This is a genomic window from Rhizobium sp. R635 (assembly GCF_002211285.1).
Classification (GTDB): Bacteria; Pseudomonadota; Alphaproteobacteria; order Rhizobiales; family Rhizobiaceae; genus Rhizobium.
Map to the genome: position 1 here is coordinate 41,632 of NZ_LOKX01000034.1, position 21,719 is coordinate 63,350.

19 protein-coding genes are annotated in these 21,719 nt (G+C 63.0%); 9 read left to right on the plus strand and 10 right to left on the minus strand.

The features are described from left to right. Position 1: 1 nt before the first annotated feature. From ATY78_RS23190 to ATY78_RS23210, 5 genes are all read right to left on the minus strand, one after another. Positions 2 to 364, minus strand: a complete 363-nt coding sequence (locus ATY78_RS23190; RefSeq protein ID WP_088684650.1) for a HepT-like ribonuclease domain-containing protein — start codon at positions 362 to 364, stop codon at positions 2 to 4. Next, positions 361 to 861, minus strand: a complete 501-nt coding sequence (gene uraD, locus ATY78_RS23195; RefSeq protein ID WP_088684651.1) for a 2-oxo-4-hydroxy-4-carboxy-5-ureidoimidazoline decarboxylase — start codon at positions 859 to 861, stop codon at positions 361 to 363. The genes ATY78_RS23190 and uraD overlap by 4 nt, the downstream gene beginning before the upstream one ends. Further along, complete coding sequence (puuE, locus tag ATY78_RS23200; RefSeq protein WP_088684652.1) at positions 861 to 1,784, minus strand: allantoinase PuuE; 924 nt, start codon at positions 1,782 to 1,784, stop codon at positions 861 to 863. The genes uraD and puuE overlap by 1 nt, the downstream gene beginning before the upstream one ends. A 115-nt stretch (positions 1,785 to 1,899) precedes the next feature. Beyond that, positions 1,900 to 2,607, minus strand: a complete 708-nt coding sequence (locus tag ATY78_RS23205; RefSeq protein ID WP_088684653.1) for a DUF1045 domain-containing protein — start codon at positions 2,605 to 2,607, stop codon at positions 1,900 to 1,902. 114 nt (positions 2,608 to 2,721) lie between these two features. Further along, on the minus strand, positions 2,722 to 3,900 hold the full coding sequence (locus ATY78_RS23210; protein WP_088684654.1) for an FAD-binding oxidoreductase: 1,179 nt from the start codon (positions 3,898 to 3,900) through the stop codon (positions 2,722 to 2,724). On the opposite strand from ATY78_RS23210, the gene mnmD reads away from it, so the two are divergent. Further along, positions 3,899 to 4,627, plus strand: coding sequence for a tRNA (5-methylaminomethyl-2-thiouridine)(34)-methyltransferase MnmD (gene mnmD / locus ATY78_RS23215; RefSeq protein WP_088684655.1), 729 nt, complete (start codon positions 3,899 to 3,901; stop codon positions 4,625 to 4,627). The two genes, ATY78_RS23210 and mnmD, sit on opposite strands and share 2 nt — an antisense overlap. Before the next feature lie 26 nt (positions 4,628 to 4,653). Here mnmD and ATY78_RS23220 read toward each other — a convergent pair whose 3' ends face one another. Continuing rightward, positions 4,654 to 8,091 (minus strand): response regulator, encoded by a 3,438-nt coding sequence (locus tag ATY78_RS23220; protein WP_088684656.1) that lies wholly within the window; start codon positions 8,089 to 8,091, stop codon positions 4,654 to 4,656. 328 nt (positions 8,092 to 8,419) lie between these two features. Here ATY78_RS23220 and ATY78_RS23225 point away from each other — a divergent pair, with 328 nt between their 5' ends. The 5 genes from ATY78_RS23225 to ATY78_RS23245 all read left to right on the plus strand — a co-directional run bounded on the left by ATY78_RS23225 (position 8,420) and on the right by ATY78_RS23245 (position 14,428). Next, positions 8,420 to 8,728: a hypothetical protein gene (locus ATY78_RS23225; RefSeq protein ID WP_088684657.1), complete on the plus strand. Its 309-nt coding sequence runs from the start codon at positions 8,420 to 8,422 to the stop codon at positions 8,726 to 8,728. 71 nt (positions 8,729 to 8,799) lie between these two features. After that, a complete protein-coding gene (locus ATY78_RS23230) occupies positions 8,800 to 9,903 on the plus strand; it encodes a DNA alkylation repair protein (protein ID WP_088684658.1) in 1,104 nt (367 codons plus the stop codon). A 259-nt stretch (positions 9,904 to 10,162) separates the two neighbouring features. Next, positions 10,163 to 11,911 carry a DEAD/DEAH box helicase gene (locus tag ATY78_RS23235; RefSeq protein WP_088684659.1) on the plus strand — a complete coding sequence of 583 codons (1,749 nt, stop codon included), beginning with the start codon at positions 10,163 to 10,165 and terminating at the stop codon, positions 11,909 to 11,911. A 257-nt stretch (positions 11,912 to 12,168) separates the two neighbouring features. After that, complete coding sequence (locus ATY78_RS23240) at positions 12,169 to 13,158, plus strand: AraC family transcriptional regulator (RefSeq protein WP_088684660.1); 990 nt, start codon at positions 12,169 to 12,171, stop codon at positions 13,156 to 13,158. Between the two features lie 61 nt (positions 13,159 to 13,219). Beyond that, positions 13,220 to 14,428: an MFS transporter gene (locus tag ATY78_RS23245; protein ID WP_088684661.1), complete on the plus strand. Its 1,209-nt coding sequence runs from the start codon at positions 13,220 to 13,222 to the stop codon at positions 14,426 to 14,428. Positions 14,429 to 14,596: 168 nt separating this feature from the next. Here the strand turns inward: ATY78_RS23245 and ATY78_RS23250 are convergent, their stop codons facing one another. After that, on the minus strand, positions 14,597 to 15,496 hold the full coding sequence (locus tag ATY78_RS23250; RefSeq protein ID WP_088684662.1) for a DMT family transporter: 900 nt from the start codon (positions 15,494 to 15,496) through the stop codon (positions 14,597 to 14,599). Positions 15,497 to 15,973: 477 nt separating this feature from the next. Between ATY78_RS23250 and ATY78_RS23255 the strand changes: the two genes are divergently transcribed. From ATY78_RS23255 to ATY78_RS23265, 3 genes are read left to right on the plus strand one after another with little or no spacing between them, the layout of a single operon-like run. Further along, positions 15,974 to 17,383, plus strand: a complete 1,410-nt coding sequence (locus ATY78_RS23255) for a circularly permuted type 2 ATP-grasp protein (RefSeq protein ID WP_049736073.1) — start codon at positions 15,974 to 15,976, stop codon at positions 17,381 to 17,383. Beyond that, a complete protein-coding gene (locus ATY78_RS23260; RefSeq protein ID WP_088684663.1) occupies positions 17,383 to 18,324 on the plus strand; it encodes an alpha-E domain-containing protein in 942 nt (313 codons plus the stop codon). Before ATY78_RS23255 ends, ATY78_RS23260 begins: the two co-directional genes overlap by 1 nt. Before the next feature lie 12 nt (positions 18,325 to 18,336). Continuing rightward, on the plus strand, positions 18,337 to 19,161 hold the full coding sequence (locus ATY78_RS23265) for a transglutaminase family protein (RefSeq protein ID WP_088684664.1): 825 nt from the start codon (positions 18,337 to 18,339) through the stop codon (positions 19,159 to 19,161). Between the two features lie 20 nt (positions 19,162 to 19,181). Here the strand turns inward: ATY78_RS23265 and ATY78_RS23270 are convergent, their stop codons facing one another. The 3 genes from ATY78_RS23270 to araD all read right to left on the minus strand — a co-directional run bounded on the left by ATY78_RS23270 (position 19,182) and on the right by araD (position 21,691). Beyond that, positions 19,182 to 19,592 (minus strand): type II toxin-antitoxin system VapC family toxin, encoded by a 411-nt coding sequence (locus ATY78_RS23270; protein ID WP_088684665.1) that lies wholly within the window; start codon positions 19,590 to 19,592, stop codon positions 19,182 to 19,184. Then, positions 19,589 to 19,831: a type II toxin-antitoxin system prevent-host-death family antitoxin gene (locus ATY78_RS23275; RefSeq protein WP_190237510.1), complete on the minus strand. Its 243-nt coding sequence runs from the start codon at positions 19,829 to 19,831 to the stop codon at positions 19,589 to 19,591. Before ATY78_RS23275 ends, ATY78_RS23270 begins: the two co-directional genes overlap by 4 nt. A gap of 120 nt (positions 19,832 to 19,951) precedes the next feature. Then, a complete protein-coding gene (gene araD / locus ATY78_RS23280; protein WP_088684667.1) occupies positions 19,952 to 21,691 on the minus strand; it encodes an L-arabinonate dehydratase in 1,740 nt (579 codons plus the stop codon). Positions 21,692 to 21,719 lie beyond the last annotated feature (28 nt).

The following is a 21,719-nucleotide window of genomic DNA, read 5'->3' on the forward strand; positions in this document are numbered from 1 at the left end:
TTCACTCACCCTGGGCATGCCAGTTGCGGATGGCATCGATCGCGGAAAGAAGCTCCGGCAGCGTGCGATAGGTCGCCTCCCACATGTCGACGGGATCGAGGTCGAAGACGTCTTCCAGAATACGATTGCCCGTGCCGCAGATCTTCGTCCACGGCAGGTCGGGGTGCTCGGTCGCAAATTCCGGATGCGTCACCAGCAGGCGGGAGGCCGCGGCGCCGATGGTGAAGTGGCAGAAGGCCACCGCCTTGAAGGTGAGCTTGTCCCCGGCGAAGGCCGCCCCATCCATTCCGCCGACGAAAGACAGCGCTTCGGACGCCGCCTCATACATCTCATTGAGATAGTCGATCGCGCGCCGCTCTTTCATTCGGCCTCCGGCAGCATCGATGTCAGGCGCAGCAGTGCGATCCGCTCGACCTGGGCGGCCGCGGTCGCCAATTCCTCATCCCGGCCATTGCCGATCCGCGCCTCGAAGGCCGCGAGGATATCGCCCTTATCCAGTCCCTTGACGGCGATGATGAAGGGAAAGCCGAATTTTTCGACATAGGCCGAATTGAGTTCGGTGAAGCGGGCATGTTCGGCCGGGCTCAGGCGGTCGAGGCCGGCGCCGGCCTGTTCCTTGCGGCTGTCCTCGGTGAGCTCGCCTGAAATGGCGAGGCGCCCGGCAAGATCGGGATGGGCGCAGAGCACACCGAGACGCTCCTCGCCGCTCGCCGCGCGGAAGACGGCGGCAAGGGCCGCATGCACACGCGATGCCGTCAACGGCTCCTTCACGCCGCCGGCGTCATAGGCCCGCTCGGCGATGAAAGGCGAATGCTCGAAGACGCCGCCGAAGCGGGAAACGAAATCCTGGCGCGACTGCATCAGAGCGCATCCGGCTGATGGTGCTTGTGCCAGTGCTCCGCGATCTCGATGCGGCGCGGAATCCAGACCTTGTCGTGCTTCTGCACATATTCGATGAAGCGTTTCAGCGCGGCCGCGCGGCCGGGGCGCCCGACGAGGCGGCAATGCAAGCCGATCGACATCATCTTCGGGCTGCCGTCCTTGCCTTCCTCATAAAGCGTGTCGAACGCATCCTTGAGATAAGTGAAAAACTGGTCGCCCGAGTTGAAGCCCTGCGGCGTCGCGAAGCGCATGTCGTTGGTTTCGAGCGTGTAGGGGATGATCAGGAAGGGTTTCCCGTCGACGCCCTTCACCCAATAAGGGAGGTCGTCGGCGTAGGAATCGGAGGAATAGAGGAAACCGCCCTCTTCCTGCACCAGCCGCAGCGTATTGTCTGATGGTTTGCCCTGATACATGCCGTAGGGCCGCTCGCCGGTGAGTTCGGTGTGAAGGCGCACGGCTTCGAGAATATGCTTGCGCTCCAGATCCTCGGGAAAATCCTTGTATTCCAGCCAGCGATAGCCGTGGCTGGCGATCTCCCAGCCGGCTTCCTTCATCGCCGCGACGGCCTCGGGATTGCGGGCCATGGCCAGCGTCACGCCATAGACGGTCGCCTGCACCTTGAGACCGGTGAACATCCGCCAGAGCCGCCAGAAACCGGCGCGCGAACCATATTCGTAGATCGATTCCATGTTGAGGTTGCGCTGCCCCGGCCAGGCGGCCGCGCCGACGATTTCCGACAGCAGGTTTTCGGAGGCCGTGTCGCCTTCGAGGATGCAGCTTTCGCCGCCCTCCTCGTAATTGATGACGAATTGCACGGCTATGCGTGCCTCGCCCGGCCATTTCGGATCGGGCGTCTGACGCCCGTAGCCGACGAGATTGCGCGGATAGGTCTCGGATACCATTAAATCACCTTCTGAAAAGACGGGGAACGGTATCATCCGCAGCCGGAATGTCGAGACGGAAACTGCGCGACGGATTTTTCCCGTTATGGAACAAATCCTTAGCGCGTCCGTATGCTCAGGCGATCTTGCGCGCGCTGACCTTGCCCATCGGGTGAAGCGAGTGAACCCGGAACGGGCCGCCCGTGCCCTCTTCGATCATCAGCGCCACATTGGAGATCAGCACCGGTTCGCCGAGCACAGGCCCGAAGATCGTCCGCAGCGCCGGCTCGATGCGCGGCATGTCCACGACATTGACCGGCCCCGTCACCGGCATATGGAAGCGGAACTCCTCCATCACATAAGGGTTGCCCCAGCGGTGGAGATTGGCGAACTGCGCGGCCGACAGACCGTCCGGGTCGCTCCGCTCGATCTCGGCCTCGCTCAGCGGCGCGCGGAAACGGTCGAATTCCTGCACGATCGCCGAGGCGAGATACTGGATCTGCTCGCAGGGAGTGTTCGGCAGCAGGCTGTAGAAATTGCCGAGCCGGGCGATTTCGAGACGCGGCAGCCGGAAGGGAAGCATGGTTCCGGAGAAGCGCATCAGATCGCGCAGGAGTTGCGACTCCGATATGTCGGGAGACAGGTGGAACGGCGCTTTCAAAACACCGTGAAAACCATAGCGCCGCGGCACGGCCGTATGAAAGGCGATTTCGTGAATACCGAGGCCGCGAACGGCCGGCGGCTCCACCATCTCGCCAGAAAACACGTTTCGGCCAAGCCAATTGGCGGCCACGAGCGACAGCGGGTCACTCGCCGGGGGCGTGAAGCAAATGGCATAGCGCATGCAATTTCCTCCATCAAGGAAGTGAGCGCCGGTGACTTCAGGCGCTGCCGATGCGCAAGCAGATAGGTGATTTGCATGACAGAATAACGAAACGAAGTTGCATCCAGTTCACGTTTAACGTGAAGCGACAGCGATATGGCTTGCAATCGCAAAGCTCTCCGGCAGCGAAAATCCGCAATCTGTATCGCCTGCGATACAGATTGCCGCCTCCGCCAGCCGGTGGGCGAGCCCGAAGCTGACCTTGAAGCCGCCGGTCAGTGCGATCAGGCGGGGATGGTCAGGATGGCGGCCGATCATCGGATCGCGGTCGATCGCCTTCGGCCGAAGCCCCGCCCAGCGCTCGACGACGGGCGCATCGCGAAGCGCCGGCACGATCGCCCGCGCCGCCGCGATCAGCGCGTCGAGCTGGGCATCGGTCGAGAAGGGATCTTCGAAACGGTTCTCGCTGGTGCTGCCGATCGCCGCATGCCCGCCCTCATGCGCGACGACATAGAGCCCATCGAGAAAGATCGTCGGCAGCGCCGGGTCGACATCCGCCTTCAACAGCGCCGCCTGCCCTTTGACCGGCTGGCCGAGCGGCTGCTTCAAGCCTGGCGTCAGCCCATCGAGCAGAAGAAAGGACTGGTGGCCGGCGGCCAGGATGCAGCGGCCGAAAGTGATGGTTTCGCCGCCCATCTCGGCCGTACCGCGATCCGGATCGAGATCGGCGATAACAGCATGTTCCTTGATGCGCACATGTTTTGCCCGCCGCAGGAAGGCGATCAGTGCCGCGATCAAAGAGCGCGGCGCGACGCGGCCGGCAAGCGTGTCATGCACGAAACCGCTCTCGCCGGCGGAGGCCTCGACCCAGCCTTCCCTTAGCGGCCGGTCAAGCACGTGCCAGTGGAAGCGGCGCTCGCCTGCCCGCCAATGGCGTTCGGCATCCTCGGAGTGGCCGCGCGCGATGCGGTTGAGATGCGGTTTCGGCAGCGGGATCAGCCGCCCGGACCTGCTGTAACCGGCCGAAAGCCCGGTTGCTGCTTCAAGCGCCGTGATTTCGGCTTCGAGCGAGACCAGCGCGTCGAACTGAAACTGCTTCTTCTGCGACCACCGGTCCGGCATATGCGGCATCAGCGCGCCGAGCAACCCGCCGCTCGCCCCTGCCCCCAGGCTGCCGGCATCGGCAAGGACGGTGCTGATTCCCCGGCGTTCGGCATGAACGGCCGCCCAGAGCCCCATGATGCCGCCGCCGACGATGAGCAAATCGCAAGAAGATTGACCGGACGCCTGCTGAGGACTATCGGCTTTTTCCATGACAGAGGTGAACCCAGATCAGATTGGCGCGGGCGCGCCGCAGCCGCTTGAATGGCGCGACGGCGATATGCCTTATTCCACCGCCTTTGGCGATCATTTTTATTGCCAGACCGATGGCCGGCTGGAATGCGGCCATGTCTTCCTCGCCGGCAACGGCCTGCCGGAGCGCTGGAACGGGCGGCAGGAATTCGTGATCGGCGAGCTCGGCTTCGGCACCGGCCTGAACTTCGCCGAGACCTGGCGGCAATGGAAGCTTCACCGCGCCGACGGCCAGCGCCTGCATTTCATCTCCTTCGAACTCCACCCGATGCGCGGCGAAGAGATCGGCCGGGCGCTGTCGCACTGGCCGGAAATCGATGCGGAACGCGAGGCGCTGACGGCGGCCTGGCCGCAAACGCCTGCCGGCACCGTCTCGCTCGATCTCGATGCCCAGACGCGGCTCAGCGTCATCTGCGGCGCGGCACTCGACGGCGTCGCCGCGGCAAAGCCCGGCTTCGACGCCTGGTATCTCGATGGCTTCGCGCCCTCGCGCAACGGCGACATGTGGTCGGAAGAGCTGATGCGCGAGGTCGCCGAAAAGACCGCCGCCGACGGCACCTTCGCAACTTACGCAGCAGCCGGCTTCGTGCGCCGCAACCTCATCGCCGCCGGCTTTGCCGTCGAACGCCGCAAAGGCTTCGCCGGCAAGCGCGAAATGCTTTGCGGCGTCAAGGCACCCGGCCGGTAAGCCCTACGACTGCCATTCGATGGGGATCAGTAACTCGTGCGCTCCGGCTGCAGCTCATCCTTGCCGAGCCATTGCCGGATCTTCTCCTCCAGCAGTTCGGGGCTGATCGGCTTCGACATGTAATCGTCCATGCCGGCGTCGAGGCAGGCCTCGCGGTCGCTTTCGAGCGCATGGGCGGTGACGCCGATGATCGGTACCCGATGGCCCTGCCCCTTTTCCCTTTCGCGGATCGTCCGGGTCGCTTCATGGCCGTTCATGACGGGCATCGAGACGTCCATCATGATGATGCGCGGCGTGTGGCTCTCCCAGGCGGCGACCGCCTCCTGGCCGTTGTTGACGACCAGGAAGGAAAGCCCCGTTCCCTGCAGGATCTGGGTAAAGACGATCTGGTTGACCTCATTGTCTTCGGCAACCAGCACGTCGACGAATTCGGCCGCCCGCTTCTGCGGCTCGGGTGCAGGCACTGGCGCCTGCGCTGGCACGGCCGCTTCCGCCTGCAGCCGGGCGATCTCGGCTTCCGAAGCCTGCTTGACGCGCCGGGCGCGCACCACTTCGACCACGGTATTGCGCAGCACGTTGGCGCGCGCCGGCTTCATCAGATGCGCATGGCCGTTCAGCGCCGCGAATTCCTTTTCCGTGCCCGAAATATCCATCGAGGTGAGGAAAATGATCGGCAGCTCGACGAAGCGGGGATCGGCGCGCAGCCGGCGGGCGACATCGGCGCCGTTCATATCGGGCATGTGGTAGTCGAGCACGACGGCATCGACGGTAACGCCGAGATTGGCCGCCGCTTCCAGGATCGCGAGACCCGTGCCGCCGCCCTCGGCGGCCACGCCGTCGAAGCCCCAGAGCGAAAGCTGCTCGGTGAGGATGCGGCGGTTCACCTCATTGTCGTCGACGACGAGGATGCGCGCGCCCTGCACGTTGATCGGCAGCGGCTTCGGCTCGAGGCGGGCAGCCGCCACCGCAAAGGGCAGATTGACCGTGAAGACCGAGCCCTTGCCCCATTCGCTCTCGACATTGATATAGCCGCCGAAGAGGTCGACGAGGCCGGCGGTGATCGCAAGGCCGAGCCCGGTTCCCTCATGCCGCCGGGTCGAGGAGGCGTCGACCTGCGAAAATTTGTCGAAGACCGATTCGAGCTTTTCCCTCGGAATGCCGATCCCCGTGTCCTCGATGCGGATCGTCGCCAGGATCTCGCCGCCGGCGGCCGGCTGGAAGCCGACATCGACGAAAACATGGCCGCGCTCGGTGAACTTGACGGCATTGCCGACGAGATTGGTGACGATCTGGCGGAAGCGCCCGGCGTCTCCGATCACCGCGGCCGGCAGGTCGGGTGCAGCCCGCACCAAAAGCTCGATGTTCTTCTCGGCGGCATGCGAGGAGAGGAGCGTCGCCACATCCTCCACCGCTTCGATGATGTCGAAGGCGGCTCGGCGCAGTTTCATCTGCCCGGCATCGATCTTCGAGAAGTCGAGGATGTCGTTGATAATGGTCAGCAGCGCATTGCCCGACTTGACGATGATGTCGATGAAGGTCTTCTGGCGCGTGTCGAGATTGGTCTTGGCAAGCAGTTCCGCCATCCCGAGCACGCCGTTCATCGGCGTGCGGATCTCGTGGCTCATATTGGCGAGGAATTCGGATTTGGCGCGGTCGGCGGCTTCGGCGCGCGACAGGAGTTCGCGCAGTTCCTCCTCGCGGCTCTTGAGGTCGGTGACGTCGGTGAACAGCGCCACCCAATGCTGTCCCCGGCTGACGGTCGCATCCATGTTCACCCAGCGCTCGCCGCCGACATGGAAGACGGTGGAAATCGGCTGCCTGGCGGCGATATTGGCGCGCCACTCCTGCAGGATCTCATCCGCCGCATCGTGGAAATCGCCGCGCGCCGCGCAGAATTCGAACATGCCGAGCCAGCCCTGGCCGGCCTCGATATAGTGCGGCGGGATCTGCAGGATATCGGCCATCGCCTCATTGGACATCTTGATGATGCCGTCCTGGACGATCGCAAGCCCCTGCGACATGGCATGCGTCGCATCCCGCATCATCTCGCCGAGCCGCTCGAGGGCGGCGCGCGTCTCGTGGATTTCCTTTTCCCGCTCGCGCACTGCCGAGATATCGGCATAGGTCAGCAGGATGCGGTCGTTGGAGATGCGGCGGCTGTCGAAGATCACGGATTTGGCGCCCGCCCAGCCGAGCTCGATCGGCTCCGGCTCTTCGGCCTCGAACAGGTGCTTGCGGAAGGCGTAGATCTCTTCCGGCGTCTGTGTTCCGTCGTAGCGGCCGAGCTCGTAATTCCGGCGGATGACGTCGATGAACGGACGGCCGTCGAAAGGATCGTCGAGCGGCAGTTCCCAGATGCTGTAGAATTCGTCGTTGACGTAGAGAATCCGGTGGTCGTTATCGAGGATCAGCACGCCGACCGGCAGCGAACGCAGGATGCTCTCAATATCCCGATGCAGCACTTCTTCCTGCTTGCGCGACGCGATCAGCGCCTTCTCGCGCTCCTTGAGCGGCGAAATATCGGAAAAGGAGCCGACGACATAGGTTCGCCCATCCGCCGTCATGACGCGGCTGACGCGAGAGATGACGGGATAGACATGGCCGCTGCTGCTCGGCATCCAGCTCTCGAGCTCTACCGAAATGCCCTCCCTGAGCGCCAGCAGGTTTTCCTGGTAGATCGGCTCAGCACCCTCCGGCCCGAACATTTCGTGTTCGGTCATTCCCAGATACTCCGAGCGGGAGCGGCCGCTGAAGGTCTCATAATATTTGTTGGCATAGACCAGGCGATGCTTGTCGTCGCGGACGAAGACCGCCACCGGCAGGTCCTCCAGGACGGTGCGCAGAACGTCGAGTTCGTTGACGCTCTCTCCCCAGGCCGAGTCGCCGGCGGGCGCAGGGCTCGCACCGTCGCGATAGGCGGCATTGACGACCAGCGGCCGGCCGTCTGCCGCAAAGATGCCGACCGGATGGTCCAGCTTTTCCAGCGCCGCGCGCACCTCAGCGAAATCGGCGGCAATCCCAGGGTCGCCCGCAATCCCGAGATCCTTTGCCGTCCCGGAATCGTTTACAGCCCGAGCGCTGCCGACGATCTCCCTATTGGCAGCGGCGCGGCGCTCGCGGGCTTCAAAGATGCCGAGCACATAGATCCGCTCCGGCGACGGCGAGAAGCTTTCGATCTGGATTCGCTCGTGGCCAAGGCCCGCGGCATCGAAGCAGATGGCGTTTTCTTCGGTGCCGAACACCAGCGCGCGGCGTTCCTTGTCCTCGCGATCCTCTTCCTCGGGGCGGTCGAAGAGCTCGCGGCTGCGTCTGCCGATGAAATCGGAAATCTCCCGGCCCAGGAAATCGGCATAGGCCTCGTTGACGGCGACATAGCGCAGCTCGCTGTTCTTGACATAGGCCGGGGTGTCCAGATCGGCGATCCGGCGGCAAGCCAATTCCAGAATGTCCCTGGCTGATTTCAAGAAATCGTCGCTCCCGCAATGAATGAAATATCAACTACAAAGACTATAACGCCAAGGCTTTTAACAAGGTTTTAACCATAAATTTCGAGGGCGGAATTTTACACGCCGGATTATCGGGCTGAAGAGGCCGCATTTTCTGCGCGAAACCCGAAGCATGCCATCATCGCCGGAAAATCCGGCCGGCCGCGATCCGTTTTACTCTCGGCGGCCGTTGAAATCATGACCAAAATTTAATCCGGAGTGCCCTTGTGCGGCCATCGCTCCGCCGCGATTCGGGCGGAGTCTGGCCATGGCTTTATAGAAGCCAGTCCAAATCAAGGAAAATACCATGTCCGTTTTTCATAAGACCATGGCGACGGGCCTGATCGCGCTGACCTTTGCCGGCGCCTCGCTCGCCACTGCCACCACTGCCGATGCCCATCCGCGCGATGCCTTCTGGGGCGGCCTTGCCGCCGGCGTCGTCGGCGGCGCCCTGCTGTCGCAAGCAGCCCGCCCCGCCTACCCCGTTTATCCCGCCTACCCTGTCTATCGTCCCTATCCAGTCTACCGGACCTATTACCGGCCGTCCTATTGCCATATCGAATGGCGCCACGACCGCTGGGGCGAGCCCTACCGCGTCAAAGTCTGCCCTGAATAGAAAACCCGAATGCGGCGCCGCTTGACCTCCCGGCGGCGCCGGTCCAATCCTCCTCCATTCAGGGAGGACAAATGCCGGAACCGCTCAAGAACCTGCTGCACGAGGGGCTGGTCGGCGACATGGCCGATCGCATCGCCGCAAATGCGCCTTCCTTCGATAGGGAGCACTTCGTAAGCCTCGCGACCGGCGGCCTTGCAGCCCTGGAACTGATGGAACGTTCGGCGCTGATCCGCGATGCGCTGTTTGCCACCCTTCCCGGCGATTTCCCCGAAGCGGCCGCCATCCTGAAGGCGAGCCTGCCTGCAGCGGGCAGGCTCGGATTGTCCGGCTGGATGCTACTGCCGGTCAACCAGTTCATCGCCGCCCGCGGCCTTGATCATTTCGATCTCGGCCTTGATCTCCTCAAGGCGCTGACACCGCATTTCACCGCCGAGTTCGGCATCCGGCAATTCATCCATCGCGACCAGCAGCGCGCGCTCGCCATCATTTCCGGCTGGGTCGCTGATCCCGACCATCATGTGCGCCGGCTGGCGAGCGAGGGAACGCGGCCGCGCCTGCCCTGGGCCATGCGCCTGCCGCAGCTCGTGAAAGACCCTGGCCCGATCCTGCCTATCCTGACCGCGCTGACGGATGACCCGGAGGATTACGTGCGCCGCTCCGTCGCCAACAGCCTGAACGACATCGCCAAGGATCACCCGGATCTGGTCGCCGCCTTCATCGCCGGCCACATCGAGGGCGCATCAGCCGAGCGGCGTCGGCTGCTGAAACATGCCTCTCGCACGCTGCTCAAGAAAGGCCACGCGCGAGCGCTTGCCAATTTCGGTTTCGGCGCGGCTGCCGCGCTGACATGCGAGCTGCGGCTTCTGAACTGCGAGGTGATGTTCGGCGAAGGGCTGGATTTCGAAATCCGTTTGACCAATTCAGGCGAAACCGCGCACTCGCTGATGATCGACTACGCCATTCACCACATGAAGGCCGACGGCTCGCTCTCGCCCAAGGTCTTCAAATGCAAGACGATCACGCTCGCCCCCGGCCAAAGCCACGCGATCGAACGCCGCCATGCCATGCGGCCGATCACGACACGGCGCTATTATCCCGGCGAGCATCGCATCGCCATCCTCGTCAACGGCACCGAAAGCGCGTCGGAAAGCTTTATCTTGAGAATGCCGTCGTAGGATCCGGGTTAACGCTTTTTGTGCACTGCACTTGACTTTTCCCGCGAAGTGGCCCAAATGCGGCTCAGCTTTCACCCTTCCGGCCGCCGCGTGAGCGTGCCCCTGCTAGAAAATACGAAACGCAGGAAGAAGGGACAAAAGCGCATTTCGATAAAGCGCCGCACTCCCAATGAGCGGCCAGAAGCGCTGGAAAGCTTTTTCCAACTTGCAAGTTCCCACTTCACGCGGGGTTCTTGACGCCAGAATGAAACCGGATCGCATGGTGCGTTCCGGCGCTAGTCGTTGTGGCGCCCCGAAAGGTTATGCCTTGACTAATTTTGAATCGCTTGGTGTCTCCAAGCCGATCGTCGCCACCTTGTTCCAGCTCGGCATCGAAACGCCGACGCCGATCCAGGAACAGTCCATTCCTCTCCTCATATCGGGCCGCGATCTGATCGGCCTTGCCCAGACCGGCACCGGCAAGACCGCCGCCTTCGGCCTGCCGCTCATCGAAAAGCTGCTCGCCGACGAGCGCCGCCCCGACAACCGCACGACGCGGACGCTGATCCTGGCGCCGACCCGCGAGCTGGTGAACCAGATCGCCGAGAACCTGAAGAAATTCATCCGCAAGTCGCCGCTGCGCATCAATGTCGTCGTCGGCGGCGTGTCGATCAACAAGCAGCAGCTGCAGCTCGAAAAGGGCACCGACATCCTGGTCGCCACCCCCGGCCGCCTGCTCGATCTCGTCAACCGCCGCGCCATCACACTGACGACGGTGCGTTATCTCGTGCTCGACGAGGCCGACCAGATGCTCGACCTCGGCTTCGTGCACGATCTGCGCAAGATCGCCAAGCTGGTGCCGAAGAAGCGCCAGACCATGCTGTTTTCGGCCACCATGCCGAAGGCGATCGCCGATCTCGCCGGCGAATATCTCGTCGATCCCGTCAAGGTCGAAGTCACGCCTCCGGGCAAGGCTGCCGACAAGGTCGAGCAGTATGTCCATTTCGTCGGCGGCAAGAACGACAAGACCGAACTGCTGCGCAAGTCGCTGACCGAAAATCCGGACGGCCGCGCCATCGTCTTCCTGCGCACCAAGCATGGTGCGGAGAAGCTGATGAAGCACCTCGACAATATCGGCTATTCCGTCGCCTCGATCCACGGCAACAAGAGCCAGGGCCAGCGCGAGCGGGCGCTGAAAGCCTTCCGCGACGGCAGCATCAAGACACTGATCGCCACCGACGTCGCCGCCCGCGGCATCGATATCCCGGCCGTCAGCCACGTCTACAATTACGACCTGCCCGAAGTGCCGGACGCCTATGTCCATCGCATCGGCCGCACGGCGCGCGCCGGCCGCGACGGCATCGCGATTGCCTTCTGCGCTCCCGATGAAGCCAAGCTGCTGCGCGATATCGAGCGCCTGATGGGCATCGACATCACGGTCGCAAGCGGCGAACCGCCGGCACATATCAGCGCCAGCGGCCCGCGCCGCGGCAACGGCAATGGCAACAACCGCAATCGCGGTGGCGGCCAAGGTCGCGAAAGTCAGGGTCGCGGCGAAGGCCGTGGCGATCAGAACCGCTCGGAGCATCGCGGCAGCCGCCCGGAACGCCGCCCGCGCCGTGAAGGCGAAGGCAGCGAAGTCCGCGCCAACGGCGGCGAAGAACGCCGCGAGCGCCGTCCGCGGCCCGAACGCCCCGGCCGCAACGAGGACTTCCGCGGCCAGCGCCGCGGCGAAGCGGCCCCGGATTTCGGCCCCGACAACGATCTGGCCTCAACTTCCGATTTCCGCCCGGCAAAGCCGCAGCGTCCCGCGCATAACGGCCCCAATGGTCATCACGCCAACGGCGAGCCGAGCGGCCATCACCGCGGCAACGGCCGCCACGCCCACGGCCGCCCGGCCCGCAAGCACGGCGAAGACCGCGGTCCCCAGCAGGCCCAGGGCGGCGAACAACGCCGCGACGGCAACGGCGGCAACCGCCGCGGCGGCTCCGGCTCCCGCAACGGTGGCCAGCGCCGCGAACGCGCCTGAGGGCCGATTGATTTAAAGGAGAAAAGGCCGAACTTTCGGTCTTGAATATTGGGAGGCCGGAGCATCTGACAGGATGCCCGGCCTTTTTCTCATTGTGGCGGCAACATCGCAACGGCAGTCCGAACCGAGTCGGTCCTTCGCTCTTACATTGAGATGGGCGCGCTGACGGTCGTGCTCAACGATTGGGCTTTGATGGGCACCGGGTTTCACGCATGCCGGTCCTTGAATGCCGGACGCTTGAGACCTAAATTGGTTCTATGCTTGACCATCCGTCCCGACCGTTGTCGCCGTCAACTATCCCAATGGATGCCCTGAGCGAAGTCCTGCAGGACTTTCGCTTGAGCGGAGTCAACTATGGACGCTGCGAGCTCAGGCATCCATGGAGCATCGCCTTTCCGCAACAACAGCTGCTTCGTTTTCACTTCGTCAGCCAAGGTCCGTGCTGGATCCATACCGAAGTCCAAGGATGGCAGGAGTTGAACGATGGCGATCTGGTGCTGCTGCCGCAAGGCATCGCACATCGATTGGCGAGCGCGCCGGACGTTGAGGGCGACTCGCTTAAAAGCTGCCAGATAACGAAATTGGGCAGCAACGTCTGCGACGTCTTGCGCGAAGGAACGGGGGCCACCAGCACCCTCTTCTGCGGCTCCATGACTTTGGGCGCCCATGCGCTTAACCCTTTGATCGCCCTGATGCCGCCGATCATCAAGGGCTGCGATGTCGCCGGCAATGACTCGATCGTAGGCCCCCTGCTGGCCGCCATGTCGGCGGAAGCGACACAGCCCCGGATGGGAAGCGCAACGGTCTTGTCGCGTATGGCGGATTTGCTCGCGGCGCGGCTTATCCGCTGCTGGGTCAACTGCAGCGGAGCCTCGACCACCGGCTGGCTCGCCGCCATCCGCGATCCGCACATCGGTCGTGTGCTGGCAGCCATGCACAGGGACCCCGGCCATAACTGGACCCTCGAAAGCCTCGCTGGTGTGGCAGGCCAGTCGCGCTCGATCTTCGCCGAGCGCTTCAGCGCTATCTTGGGAGAAGGCGCGGCGCATTACCTCGCCCGTCTGCGCATGCAGCTTGCCCGCGATTTGTTGGCGCAAGGCGGCATGTCGGTTGCCGAGGTTGCTTCCCGGCTGGGCTATGAGTCCGAGGCGTCTTTCGCGCGCGCCTTCAAGCGCGTCACCAACGTTTCACCGGGGATTGTGCGCCGCACAAGTTCCGGACGAATGGATATGGATTTCGGATTTTAAGACACATATCATCCTGAAAACTTCGCCTATGAAGTGTCTCCGAACATAGGAGATGCTTCAAATGACGGACACAACATCGCAGTTCGACGGAACCACAATTGGCCTGGAGGCGGCTGAACCATCCGCGTGGAACGCGGCGACCTGGTTTGCCGTTGTTTCGATGGCGGCCACCAGCTTTGCGCTGGTATCCGCTGAGTTCCTGCCGGCGGGCCTGTTGACGCCCATGGCGCGCGATCTCGGCATTTCCGAGGGAACGGCCGGACAGGTCGTCACCGCCACCGCTTCCGTCGGCGCCGTGGCCGCCCTGTTGAGCAATGTTCTCATCGGCAGACTGAATCGCAAGGCGGTGCTGGTCGGTCTCAGTGCGTTGGCGGTCGGCTCCAATATTCTTGCATCGTTGGCGACCGATTTTTGGCTGTTGTTGTTGGGCCGGGCCGGGTTGGGCATCGCGCTGAGCGGCTTTTGGGCGCTTTCAGTGGCCATCGTGGCGAGGCTGGTCGGCGCCAATGCGACAGGTCGGGGCATGGCTATCGTCACCCTCGGCGTTTCGCTCGCCACGATCGCTGCACCGTCGATGGGCGCTTTGATCAGCGACTGGCTGGGATGGCGCAGCGCCATGGCGATGACAGCCGGGCTTGCCGCGCTTGCCATGCTGCTGCAGGTGCTGAGCTTGCCGACGCTCCCTGCAAACACAAGCAACAGTCTCGCCGATGTCTTCCGGCTGACGCGACGGGGCGGCATTCAACTGGGAATGCTTGCCATCCTTTTGCTGATGACCGGGCATTTTGCCGGGTCGGTTTATGTGCGCCCCTTCCTCGAACGAGTGACGCTCATTGAAACCAGATCGATCGCCCTGGCGCTGCTCGGGTTCGGCATCGCCTCGGTGATCGGCAATGTTGCCGGCGGCCGGATGGCCGACGCGAGCATCCGCATAGCGCTCGCTGTCACGGCGGTATTGATGGCGTTTGCCGCACTCGCTCTGGTGCTTTGGGGCGCTCATACCGGCGTCGCCTTCGCGCTCGTTGCGCTTTGGGGTTTTGCCTTCGGCATGGCGCCGGTCGTGCTGCCGACCAATCTTTCCCGCGCGGCCCCCGACGCTCTGGAGGCGGCGGGCAGCCTGATGGTCGTCTCTTTTCAGGTGGCCATCAGTATCGGCGCGGTTTTTGGCGGCTATATCGTCGACCACTACGGCGCTGTGGGACCGTTGACTGTTACGGCGCTCCTGGCTGCGTCGACGGTTGTCTTGGCGCTGCTGCAGCCCCGCAACTGATCGTTGCTTCCTGAGAGACCTAGCGCTCGGGATATGAGGTCGTCGGCAATCGCCGGCGACCCGAATGCTTCAGTCTGTAATAACCTACTTGCCTTTCACCCTCAGGCTGAAAGAAGCCTGAAAGTTCAGGCCATCCGGTTGTTCGACGACCTTGGCGCAGCCATCCGCCTATGCGCTCGCCTGTGCCTGCTGACCAACCCTGCGGTTCGTCAGGTAGACGCCGGTCACGACAACAACGGTGCCCAGAATCAACGGCAGCGTCAGCGGCTCCCCGAAAGCGATGAAGGCTTCAAGCGCGACGGCGGGCGGCATCAAGTAGATGAGAGAGGCGGCGCGCGAGACCTGCCCTCGGCGGATCAGATAAAGCAGCAGCCCGACACCGCCCATCGACAGGCCGAAAACCGACCAGATGAGTGCGCCGTAGGCTTGAGCCGAAGCGTCGAAATGCTGGTGTTCGAAGATCAGCGACAGCGGCAGTGTGAGGATCAGAGCGCCGACATATTGCAGCGTCGCAATGCTCCTGAGGTCGCCGGACTGCAGGTGTTTCTTCTGGTAGAGCGTGCCGTAGGTGACGGAGCCCATGGCGATGAGGTTGATCGCCAGCGGTAGAGCGGCATGGCTGAGATCGGCCGCCGCCGGATCGAAAAGCTTCGGCGAAATGGCGATGGCAATGCCGACGAAGCCGAGCCCGAGGCCGAGCTTCTGTGTCTGTTGCAACCGCTCGCCGACGAGAAAGGGAGCCGCCATCGCCGTCAGCAGCGGCTGCAGCGCCGCGATGATGCCGGAGATGCCGGCCGGCACGCCATTGGCGATCGCCCACCACAGGCCGGCGAGGTAAAAGCCGTGCAGGAAGAAGCCGGAATAGATGGCGCGCAGCCACGTCGCCCGGCTCTTCGGCCATTGCGCCCGCATCACCAGGCAGAGCGCCAGGAAGGCAAGAGCCGACAGCGCGTAGCGTATTGAAAGAAAGGTGAAGGGCTCGGAATGCAGCGCCGCATATTTCGCAACCACCCAGCCCGTGGACCAGAGGAAAACGAAGACGGCAGGGGCGAGGCGGTCGAGGGACATGGGCGGCTCGGAAGACTGAGAGTTGCGGTGCTGATAGCCGCACCCTGCGGCCGCAGTCAAAGGCGAAGCATTGATGCTTATTTGAAATTTCGTTGATGGGTGGGACAACCAACGAGCCGGAAGATGATATTTTCAATATGACGAACGAGCCCGTCGGAAACTCGCAGTATGCTACCGCAGCGAGGATTCGCAGGCGCTACCCCATACTCTCCCTCATTCCTGTGCCCGTCACAGGAATCCAGTGCGCCTAAGTCCTTGGGCGCGGGAAGGCCGTGCTCCCCTGGGCGAAAACCCATCACCTGCTCATATTTTACGCAATCCCGGGCGAGCGACCATCCGCCAACCGTACCGTCTCCCTTCAAACGCCCGAAATTCCGCCCCTTTCCCGCACCGCAAAATCTTTTCCTCGAAATGCGCATGGTTCTTGCATTGCAATTTGCGTTGTATTCAAATGAACAAAAAAGGGGAGCCGCACCTTTGGCATTTGATGAAATGATCACTGGGGACGAGAGTCCTCGCCCGCCTTATGAAAAATATTTCGAGTGGTACAACAGCCAAGACCGGTCGCATCTGATTGCCAAGTCCCGCGATGCGGAAAACATTTTCCGGAAGACCGGCATCACCTTCGCGGTCTACGGCCACGCCGACAGTTCCGAAAAACTCATCCCCTTCGACATCATTCCCCGCATCATCTCCGCCCGCGAATGGCGCAAGCTCGCCCAGGGCATCGAGCAGCGGGTGATCGCGCTCAATGCCTTCCTGGATGATATCTATCATAAGCAGGAGATCATCCGCGCCGGCCGCGTCCCGCGCGAGCTGATCGAGAACAACGTCGCCTTCCTGTCCGAGATGATCGGCTTCCGCCCGCCCGGCGGCGTCTACACCCATATCGTCGGCACCGACATCGTACGAACGGGCGAGGACCAGTTCTACGTGCTGGAGGACAATGCCCGCACGCCTTCCGGCGTCAGCTACATGCTGGAAAACCGGGAAACCATGATGCAGATGTTCCCGGAACTCTTCCATGAGAACAAGGTGCAGCGCGTCGAGGACTATCCCTATCTGCTTCGCCAGAGCCTCGCCTCGCTCGCCCCTCCCGGCTGCACCGGCAAGCCGCGCGTCGCGGTGCTGACGCCCGGCATCTACAATTCGGCCTATTACGAGCATTCCTTCCTCGCCGACATGATGGGCGTCGAGCTGGTCGAAGGCTCGGATCTGCGCGTCATCGACGGCAAGGTGAAGATGCGCACGACCCGCGGCTATGAGGCGATCGACGTGCTTTACCGCCGCGTCGACGACGACTTCCTCGATCCGCTGACCTTCCGGGCCGATTCCGCGCTCGGCATTCCCGGCATCATGGATGTCTATCGCTCCGGCAACATCACCATCGCCAATGCGCCCGGCACCGGCATTTGCGATGACAAGGCGATCTATTCCTACATGCCGGAGATCGTCGAATTCTACACCGGCAGCAAGGCGCTGCTCGAGAACGTGCCGACCTGGCGCTGTTCGGAAGCATCGAGCCTGAAATACGTGCTGGAGCACCTCGAAGAGCTCGTCGTCAAGGAAGTGCACGGCTCCGGCGGTTACGGCATGCTTGTGGGACCGACGGCATCGAAGAAGGAGCGCGCCGATTTCGCCGAAAAGCTGAAGGCCAAGCCGAACAACTACATCGCCCAGCCGACGCTGTCGCTCTCCACCGTGCCGATCCTCGTCAACAAGGGGATCGCGCCGCGCCATGTGGACCTTCGCCCCTATGTGCTCGTCTCCGACAAGGTGCAGATCATTCCGGGCGGGTTGACCCGCGTGGCGCTGAAGCAGGGCTCGCTGGTGGTCAATTCCAGCCAGGGCGGCGGCACCAAAGACACCTGGGTACTGGAGGACTGATGCTCGGAAGAACTGCAAACGGCCTCTACTGGATGTTTCGTTACATCGAGCGCGCCGAAAATATCGCCCGACTGGTCGATGCCGGGCTGCGCATGTCGCTCACCCGCAGCAGCGCCGGCGACGACAACTGGGACGGCGTGCTGCAAAGTGCCGGCGTGCGCGAGGCCTATGACGAGGGCCACGCGAAGCTCACCAATGCCGACGCGATCGATTATCTCCTGCGCGATCGTTCCAATCCGTCGAGCGTCATGTCCTGCATCGACTTCGGCCGCAACAATGCCCGCATGGTGCGCACCGCGCTGACGCGCGAAACCTGGGAAGCGACCAACGAATGCTGGATCGAGCTGAAGACGCTGCTCGAAAAGCGCGTCAAGGCCGCCGACCTGCCTGAGGTGATCGACGTCATCAAGCGCCGCGCCGGCCTCATCCGCGGCGCCTTCCATGGCTCGACACTGCGCAACGAGCTCTATAACTTCGCCCGCATCGGCACCTTCATCGAGCGGGCGGACAATACGAGCCGCATCCTCGACGTGAAATATTACGTGCTGCTGCCCTCGGTTTCGGCGGTCGGCTCCTCGCTCGACAACGTCCAGTGGGAATCGATCCTGCGCTCGGTCTCGGCGCACCGCGCCTATAGCTGGGCCTATGACGGCGAGTACCGGGCGATGAACATTGCCGACTTCCTGACGCTCAATGTGCAGATGCCGCGCTCGCTCGCCTATTGCTACGAAAAAATCGTCAGCAACCTCGGCTACCTCGCCCAGGATTACGAAGCGCGGCTACCCGCCCACGATACGGCCGAGGCGATCCGCACCACGCTGCAGACGCGGGCGATCCGCGATATCATGGATCAGGGCCTGCATGAGTTCCTGGAGGATTTCGTCTCGCGCAACAACCAGCTCGGCATGGAAATTTCCGATGGCTACCGGTTCTACGTTTAAGCGGATCACGATATGAGACTGAAGATCAGCCACCTCACCGAATACCGCTACGACGAACCGGCGAAATTCTCCCTGCAACGGCTGAGGCTGACGCCGCCGGCCACATCAGGCCAGAAGGTGCTCGCCTGGTCGCTGAAGGTCGAGGGCGCCACGCCCGAAGTGGAGTATGACGACCAGTACGGCAACCACGTCAACCTGGTCTCGCTGGAAGGCGAGCAGCAGGTGACGCGCATTCTCGCCGAAGGCGAGGTCGAAACCGCGGATCTCAACGGCGTCACCGGCCCGCATACCGGCTTCTGCCCGCTCTGGCTCTTCCTGCGCGAGACGCCGCTCACCAAGGGCGGCAAGCTGGTGAAGGAACTGATCAAAGGCGTCAGCGGCGACAACGAACTCGGCCGCATGCATGCGCTGATGGCCGCAATCCACGAGACGGTCGATTACAAGCCCGGCACCAGCGACACTGCGACCACGGCGGAACAGGCGCTGGAGAAGAAGAGCGGAGTCTGCCAGGACCATGCGCACATCTTCGTTGCCGCCGCCCGCGCCCTGCAGGTGCCGGCGCGTTATGTCTCCGGCTACCTGATGATGGAAGAGAAGGTCGAACAGGCGGCGACCCATGCCTGGGCCGAAGCCCATATTCCCGGCCTCGGTTGGGTCGGCTTCGACCCGGCCAATGAAATCTGCCCGGATGAACGATATGTCCGCGTCGCCTCCGGCCTCTGCTACCGCGACGCCGCCCCGATCTCAGGCATGCGCATCGGCACTCCGGGCGAAACGCTGTCGGTCACCGTGAAGGTAGAGGACAGCGGCCAGATGCAAAGCCAGAGCCAGAGCTGAGCGACGCCGGGAAGCCATGTCTATCCAGCCGCAACGACCTGGAGGTGACCCCGCGCTCCATAGCTGAGGATTGCCTGATCCGCCGTCAGCAAAGGTATGCGATGAAACCGGGCTGTGGCGGCGATGATGCGGTCCGCGGGGTCGGCGTGAAACTCGCCGGGCAGCCGAACGCTGTCTACCGCGATGGAAGGCTCGATCGGCGCGAGTTGAAGCCCCGGCAGCGACAGAGCGGTGTCGATCCATCGCCCGACATCGTCGCCCAGCGCCAAGCGCCCCTTCTGCACGAGCATCGCGATTTCCCAAGGTGTGATCGCCGAAATCAGAATCCGGCTTTTCCCGGCCATCTCGTCGATGATACGCCGGGCCTGTGAACCGAGCCGAGCGTCGTCCTGCATTGCCCAGACGAGGATATGCGTATCGATGACGATCAACGGAGCGCGTCCCAATCCTCCGGCTCAACGACCGGGGAGAGAGGATCGTCATAGCGCAACACGCTGCCCTTCATCGCGCCGATGATGCTCTTGCGTTCGCCTGTGTTTCGCGCCGGGGAAAGCACGGCAACCGGCTTGCCGCGCTTGGTGATGACGATGGATTCATCGTCACTGCGCATCTGATCGATAAGATTCAGACATTTCGCCTTGAATTCGGCTGCGCCGACCACCTTCGACATGACCATATCTCCTGTACACTTGTACAGAATATAGCGTCATTTCCTCGTTGAACAAGTGCAACAAAAAGGCGGGGCTCTCGCCCCGCCTTTTCAAACCATCCCAATCTCGAATACGTCCGCTCAGTGGCTGTCCTTGCCGACTGCGTTTCCGCGACATCCCTTGAGGAAGTCGAGGTCGGCGCCGGTATCCGCACCTTCGACATGCTGCTGGTGCAGGAAGGCATAGCCTGATTTGGGCAGATCATGGTTCGGCTGCCATTCGGCGAGACGGCGCGCCAGCTCCTCGTCTGATATGTCGAGATGCAGGCGGCGGTTCGGCACGTCGAGCTCGATCATGTCGCCATTCTTGACGACCGCCAGCGGTCCGCCGACCGCGGCTTCCGGCGAGGTGTGCAGCACGACGGTGCCGTAGGCCGTTCCCGACATGCGCGCGTCCGATATACGCACCATGTCGAGGATGCCCTTCTTCAGCACCTTCGGCGGCAGGCCCATGTTGCCGACCTCGGCCATGCCGGGATAACCCTTCGGGCCGCAGTTCTTCATGACCATGACGCAGGTCTCGTCGATGTCGAGATTGTCGTCGTTGATCTTGGCCTTGTAGTCGTCGATATCCTCGAACACGACGGCCCTGCCCCGGTGCACCAGGAGATGCGGCGAAGCGGCCGAAGGCTTCAGCACCGCGCCCTTCGGCGCGAGGTTGCCGCGCAGCACGACGATGCCGCCCGAAGAAGTCAGCGCCTTTTCAGCAGGCAGGATGACGTCTTCGTTCCAGTTGATGACCTCCTTGACCTCATCCCAGACGGTTTCGCCGGAGACCGTCAGCGCATCCTTGTGCAGGAGGCCGGCCTCGCCGAGGCGCTTCAGCACGACGGGCAGGCCGCCGGCATAGAAGAACTCTTCCATCAGGTACTTGCCCGACGGCATCAGGTTGACGATCGTCGGAACGTCGCGGCCACAGCGGTCCCAATCGTCGAGCGTCAGATCGATGCCGACGCGGCCGGCGATCGCCAGCAGGTGGATGACGGCGTTGGTCGATCCGCCGATCGCCGCATTGGTGCGGATGGCGTTCTCGAAGGCCTGCTTCGTCATGATCTCCGAAGGCTTCAGGTCGTCCTTGACCATCTGTACGATACGGCGGCCGGTGAGCTGCGCCATGACCTTGCGGCGGGAATCGACGCCCGGGATCGCGGCATTGCCCGACAGCGCCATGCCGAGCGCTTCGGCCATGGACGCCATCGTCGAGGCCGTGCCCATCGTATTGCAGGTGCCCGACGACCGGCTCATCGAAGCTTCCGCCTCGAGGAATTCGGCCTGCGTCATCTCGCCGGCCTTCACCATTTCGGAGAACTTCCACAGATGCGTGCCGGAGCCGACGCGCTCGCCGCGGAAATAGCCGTTCAGCATCGGACCGCCGGTGACGACGATCGACGGCAGGTCGCAGGAGGCCGCACCCATCAAGAGCGACGGCGTGGTCTTGTCGCAGCCGACGAGCAGCACGCAGCCGTCCATCGGCTGGCCGCGGATCGCTTCCTCAACGGCGAGCGCCGCAAGGTTGCGGTACATCATCGCGGTCGGGCGGAAGGTGTTTTCGGATGCCGAGAACACCGGCACTTCGAGCGGGAAGCCGCCGGCCTCCCAGACACCCGCCTTCACCTTCTCGGCGAGTTCTCTCAGATGACCGTTGCACGGGGTCATATCCGACCAGGTGTTGAGGATGCCGATGACAGGCCGTCCGTCGAACAGGTCGTGCGGATAACCCTGGTTCTTGAGCCAGCCGCGATGATAAATCACGTCGCGGCTCGTGCCGCCGTACCATTCCTGCGACCTCAGCCTGCGCGGCCATTCCGCTTTCTTTTTCATAATCTCTGTCCTTCAGCATATTCCCGGA